The organism is Fusicatenibacter faecihominis (assembly GCF_020686945.1).
GTDB classification, from domain to species: domain Bacteria; phylum Bacillota; class Clostridia; order Lachnospirales; family Lachnospiraceae; genus Limivivens; species Limivivens faecihominis.
The window spans coordinates 1-6,950 of record NZ_JAJEPR010000068.1; the positions used below are offsets into that span (position 1 = coordinate 1).

The 6,950-nt window shown below is 42.6% G+C and carries 2 protein-coding genes; both read left to right on the forward strand.

What is annotated here, in order from left to right; translation table 11 throughout:
- Nucleotides 1-1,965, forward strand: a 1,965-nt coding sequence (locus LKD71_RS17450) for a DNA topoisomerase (protein WP_227616365.1), incomplete at its 5' end; no start/stop codon positions are given.
- Nucleotides 1,966-2,034: 69 nt separating this feature from the next.
- On the forward strand, nucleotides 2,035-6,950 hold a 4,916-nt coding region (locus tag LKD71_RS17455), incomplete at its 3' end, for a SpaA isopeptide-forming pilin-related protein (RefSeq protein ID WP_227616366.1).

The window sequence follows — 6,950 nt, forward strand, 5'->3', positions numbered from 1 at the left end:
TCCTGGTGCGTAGGACATCTGGTTGGATTATGTGATGCATCGGAATACGATGAAAAATATAAAAAATGGAGATATGAAGATCTGCCGATTGTGCCGGAATGTTGGAAACACAAGATTTTGGAGGGCACAAAGAAGCAGTTCGGAATCTTAAAGAAACTGATGAGAGATTCCAAAGTAGATGAAGTGATCTGTGCAACTGATGCAGGACGTGAAGGTGAGCTGATCTTCCGTCTGGTGTATGAGCAGGCAGGATGTCAAAAGCCGATGAAGCGACTCTGGATCTCTTCCATGGAAGAACAGGCAATTAAAGATGGATTTTCGTCATTAAAAGACGGTTCGTGTTATGACAGTCTCTATCAGTCAGCACTTTGCAGGGCAAAGGCAGACTGGCTGGTGGGAATCAATGCGAGCCGTCTTTTTTCCGTTCTGTATAACCAGAATCTGAAAGTTGGAAGAGTACAGACACCAACACTTGCCATGATTGTGGATCGAAATCAGAAGATCAAGGAATTTACCAAAGAAAAATATTATATGGCTCATATCAAGTTTGACGATATGGATGCGGTCACAGAGCATTTTCAGAAAAAAGAAGATGCAGATAAAGTGGCTGCAGAGTGTCAGGAGCGTATGTGCGAAGTGGAGAAGGATGATGTGAAAGAGAAAACGGTCCGCCCTCCAAAACTCTATGATCTGACCACCCTGCAGAGGGAAGCTAACAGAATGTTTGGCTATACCGCACAGCAGACATTGGATGCTGTGCAGGAGATGTATGAGCAGAAGCTTGTCACTTATCCGAGAACAGACAGCCAGTATCTGACAGATGAGATGGGAGAAAGCACAGAAACTCTGATTCAGATGTTATTTGGGAAAATGCCTTATGCTGAAGGCCTGGAATATCAGCCGGACGTGAGTAAGGTATTAAATTCAAAGAAAGTATCTGATCACCATGCGATTATCCCAACCATGGAAGTAGCCAAAGCAGATATTGGTGAACTGAAAGAGCGAAACCGCAAGATTTTGTATCTGATCAGTGCCAGGGTACTGACAGCAACCGCAGATCCTTATATTTATGAGAGCCATAAATGTCAGATTACCTGTAATTATCATACGTTTTATCTCACGGCAAAGAAAACAAAGCAGGAAGGATTCAAGGCAATCGAAAATAAAATGAAACAGTTCTTTGGCGTAAAGAGTGAGAAAGAAGAGCCGGAGCTGGATATCTGGGCAGGCAAGCATTACGGTCCTTGTGATTCTTTTGTATCGGAGCATTTTACACAGCCACCGAAACAGTACACAGAAGATACCCTGCTTTCTGCGATGGAACGTGCTGGGAACGAAGAACTGATCGAAGATACGGAAAAGAAAGGACTTGGTACTCCGGCAACAAGGGCAGCCATCATTGAAAAACTGATTCAGTCTGGTTTTGTGAAAAGGGAAAAGAAAAATTTGGTGCCGACAGATGATGGCAATGTACTGATTACGGTTCTGCCGGATGAGATTAAATCCCCGAAGATGACAGCAGAGTGGGAAATGGCATTGAATCACATTGCCCAGAATACAGAGACAGCAGATGAATTTCTAAATGGGATTACAGAGCTGATGCAGGAACTGGTTGCCAGATATCAGGGTATTTCAGAAGAAAAGAAAGGGCAGTTTCAGGGAAAAGCAAAAGGAGAAGTCATTGGCAAATGTCCCCGCTGTGGAGCAGATGTCAGGGAAGGAAAAGTAAACTTTTACTGTTCTGACCGGAACTGTGCTTTTACCTTGTGGAAGAATGATAAATTCCTTGCAAGCCAGGGGAAAAAGATGGATAAGGCGGCAGCAAAGAAGTTCCTGGCTAAAGGAAAAATCCATTATAAGGATCTGGTATCCAGAAAAACAGGGCGACAGTATGAAGCAACTGTGGAGATGGTTGATCCCGGCGAGGGGAATGTGCAGTTCAATCTGATTTTCCCACAACGATAAGTAGTGTATTGCAGGCAGTCTAAGGACTGTCTGTTTTCATACAAATATTATGAAAGAGAGGACCTTAGCATGAAGAAAAAAGGTAATTTTAGGAAAGTAGTATCTGGATTGCTGGCAGGCATGACAATGCTTAGTACAGTGTTATCTCCGATGACTGCATATGCAGCGGAGATTCAGCCAGAGAAAAAACCTCCACTTTATGAGGATGTGAAAGATTTTCTGGATGAAGATGAAGTGGTGACTGCCAAAGATTATGAAATTGAAACAGGCAGTGTATTTGATGTGAAATCAGACTACACAGGACTGGAAATCAAGGATGATGACAAGGTTAAAGTCACATTTGAGGAAGCAAAGAACGACAAGGATGAGGATTTTACGACAGATCATGCGGACACTTACAAAGCGGTCTATTATGTGGAACCGGTAAATCAGGAGCATCCGAAGTATCAGATCAGCCGAAAGCTGATTGTGCGTGAGAAAGAAACAGAAACGCAGACAGAAACTGCAGGGAGTGAAGCAGTAACCGAATCCGAAACAGCTGGCAGTGAACAGCAGACAGAGGAAGCGGAGGAGTCAGAATCAGACTCGGAAATTACCGATATTGATGCTGATGAATTTGATGATTTAGTAGAGCAGGCACAGAATCAGGATACCTATGATGAAGAATCAGGGTTAGAGCTTCACGATGTTTTGGAACAGGCAGGAGACAAAGGTGTGGATCTTGATTCTATGGAAGAGGGAGAGATTGCAACATTTGAAGCAGTTTCGGCTTATTCAGCAAGAAGTACACAGCAGGTAACAATCGAAAAAGGACCTCTGTATAGATATGCAGATTATAATCTTGGAACCTATCTGACAGAGCCGTACTATATCAGCTACGGAAGCGTCAGAGCAACTGCGTATTGTGTACAGCCGGCAAAACCAGGACCAGGATCTGGAAATTATACAATCACAAAGATTGGAGACAATCAGGCGTTAGCAAAAGTGTGTTATTACGGCACAGCTGCCGCAGGGAGCGAAAGCTTTTTTGCGAATAAACACACGGATTTCTCAGAAGGAAAAAGATTCATCATTATTCACATGGCTGCATCATATGCCAATGGAAGCAGTGATGCATTCTATGGAACAAATGCTACAGGCGAGGCTTTGGCAAAAGAACTCTATAATTATTGTGTAAATAAGCCGGAAATACCAGATGTAGCGATGTCATTTTCCAAACCGAATGTAAAAGCTTATGTAGATGGAAATGTTCAGAGAACGGAGAACATTAAGTTCAATGCATCTTCCCAGCAGAAAATCACAATGGACTTACCAAAGGGAGTGAAGCTTTATAATGTATCTACTGGAAATGTAAGTGCGGCAGGTGCAAGCGTAACAATTGGAGGCGGAACCACGTTTTATCTTTCAGCTCCTCTGACACAGACAAGAGATGTAAGTGCTACTTTTTCTGCAAAAATGAAGGGAAGTATTACAAAAGATTATTCAGCATATAAATTGACTACGAATACAAGTGTTCAGGATTTGGCATTTGTGTTTGGAGAAGGTGTCGCTGATGAAAAATATGTAAGCTTAAAGGTGTCCTGGATTGAACAGGCTACGATCGAAATCGTAAAGAAAGACGATACAGCGGATGTTAATCTTGCAGGTGCAGTATTCGGTGTATACAGCGATGAGGCTTGTACAAAGCTGATCACTCAGATGCCGGCAACAGATAAGAATGGAAAATCTTCTGTTACGATCATCAAGACACAGGATACTGTTTATCTGAAAGAGATCACAGCACCACAGGGATATGTAGTAAATGCAACGGCAACAAATGTAAAACTGGTAGCAAGTAAAACCTCATCGGTAACTGTGGAAAATAAGGAACAGCTGGCAGAGCTTACCATTTACAAAGAAGGACAGGTTCTTACCGGAGCAGATGTCAGTGAAAATGGAACGGTATTCCAGTATGAAAACCGCAGACAGAAAAATGCAGTGTATAACGTGTATGCCGGGGCAGATATCTTAACTGCTTATGGCAAAAAAATGTACAGTAAAGGTGACCTGGTAAAAGATAATCTGACTACGGGAGAGAATGGTTCTGTTACACTGAAGAACCTGCATCTTGGAAGCTATGTGGTGAAAGAAGCAAAAGCACCGGACAATTTCTATAACGGCAGCGAAGAAAAGCCAGTGACTCTGACTTATGCCGGACAGAATAAAGAAGTTGTATTTGCAGATGTGACTTTTAACAACGAGAGACAGAAAGCAGATGTTTCCGTAGTAAAACAGGATAAAGATACCAAGAAACCACTGAATGGCGGTATTTTTGCTCTATATGCATCCGATGATATTAGAAATGCAGACGGAACCGTTGTTGTGAAAAAAGGAACATTGATTGAGAAAGCAACTACTGGAGCAGATGGAACTGCAAAATTCACAGCAGATCTTCCGATTGGATATTCCTATTCTGTAAAAGAAGATCAGGCGCCGGAAGGCTATGTAAGAAATACAGAAGATGTGTATACGTTCAAGTTTTCTTACACCAATGATAAAGAAGCAACCGTATCATTTGCCCATACCTTCAGCAATGACCGTGTGACAGCAAAGATCAATTTATTCAAAGTTGATAAAGAAACAGGAAAAGCAGTACCACAGGGAGATGCCACACTGAAAGATGCAGTTTATGGTCTGTATGCCCGTGAAGATATCGTGCATCCGGACGGAGCAACGGGAACTATTTATAAAGCAGGAGAGCAGGTAGCATCTCTTACAACAGATGACAAAGGACAGGCTTCTGTAAAAGGTTTATATCTTGGCAAATATTATGTCAAAGAGATCACACCGCCGACCGGATACCTGGCAGATACAGAAGAGCATGATCTTGTGTGCAGTTATGAAGGCGATATGACAGCAGAAGTAAAAAGAGAGTGCACTTCCAGTGAGCAGGTCATCAAGCAGCCATTCCAGATCATCAAAGCAGCCAACAATGGAAAGACCGATGCTGATCTGTTATCCGGAGCTGGATTTACAGTTTATCTGAAATCTTCCCTTACAAAGAAAGCAGATGGAAGCTATGATTTTGATTCTGCCAAACCAGTAGTGAGTGGAGAAAATGGAGCAACTGAGATTTTCACAGATGAAAAAGGGTATGCCTGCAGTATTCCATTACCATTTGGAAGCTATATCGTGCGTGAAACTACAACACCGCACAATTACAAGCCAGTCGATGATTTTGAAGTGAATATCACAGAACATCATCCAAACGAGCCACAGATCTGGCGAGTGCTTCTGGATGAAGAGTTTAAGGCAAAACTGAAAATCGTGAAAAAAGACGATGAAACAAAGAAATCTGTATTGATTGCCGGAACAGAATTTAAGGTATATGACCTGGACAACAAGAAGTATGTGGAGCAGGTAACAACTTACCCAGTGACAACTACTCACAAGTCCTATTTTACGGACAGCCAGGGATATCTGATCATGCCGAAGAATCTGAAGATTGGACATTACCGGATTGAGGAAGTCAACGCACCGGAAGGGTACACAATCAATAAGAACTATGTAGAGATTGCGGTGGATGCAAATACAGCATACCAGATGGATTCTGAGAGCGGAGATGCCATTATTACGGTAGACTACGAGAACCATCCGGTAAAAGGAAAGCTGACGATCTATAAAAAAGGTGAGATGCTGACCGGATTTAAAAAGGATTTTGTTTATGAAGAAAGATACCTGAAGGGTGCATCCTTTCATGTCTATGCAGCTGAAAATATCTATACACCGGATTATCAGAAAGATGAAAACGGGAACAGACAGCTGATCTATGCAAAAGATGCACTGGTAACAACGGTAATGACCGGGGAAGACGGAAAAGCAGTTGCTGATAACCTGCCGCTTGGTTCTTACTATGTGGTAGAAAAGACTGCACCGGAAGGATTCGTCCTGAACCATGACAGATCGGATGTCTCATTTGTCTATGCGGATCAGGATACACCTGTGATCGAACAGGAAGTGATGGTTGGCGATGACCGCCAGAAAGTTGCAATCCAGGTAGAAAAACAGGATGCAGAAAATGGTGCAACCGTAGCAGGAGCTGTCTTTGGCATCTATAACACAGAAGATCTGAAGAATGAGAAAGGTGAGATCATTGTAAAGGCAGATACACTTCTGCAGGAAATGACTTCTGATAACGATGGTCTTGCAGCATGTACGCTGGATCTGCCGCTTGGACAATATTATGTGAAAGAGTTAAAAGCACCGGCGGGATTTGTATCCTCTGATGAAGTTCTGAATTTGGATGCTTCTTACCAGGGGCAGGATGTGAAGACAGTAAAACTGAAAACAGTGAAAAAGAACCAGCCGACAACAGTTGAAATCAGAAAATCTGATGTAACAACAGGTGTGGAACTGGATGGGGCAAAACTCACCGTTCTTGATAAAGAAGGAAATGTTGTGGATCAGTGGACTTCTGTAAAAGATCAGCCACATGTGATCAAACGACTGACTGTGGGTGAAGAATACACCCTTCGAGAGGAAATGGCACCGTATGGATATCTGAAAACGACGGATGTGAAGTTCACACTGGAAGATACTGCCGAGATTCAGAAAGTAGAGATGAAAGATGAAGTTCCAACAGGACTTCTGATCATCAACAAAAATGGAGAGTTTCTGGATAAGGTGACACTTTTGGATCATGTAAAAGGTACCGTGGAGCATCTTTTTGAGTATGTAACCGGAAGCCTTACAGATGTGACGTTCGATGTATTTGCTGCGGAAGATATCAAAGCGGCAGATGGTGTCAGTGAAGATTATTTCAAAGCAGATGAAAAAGTAGGAACCATTACCACAGATTCCAATGGTATTGCACAGATGGGAGATCTCCCGGCTGGAAAATACTATGTGAAGGAAGTAAAAACAGCTCACGGTTATGTGCTGGACAAAGAGCCGAGATATGTTGACCTTTCCTACCGTGATCAGGACACACCAGTCATCACTTATGA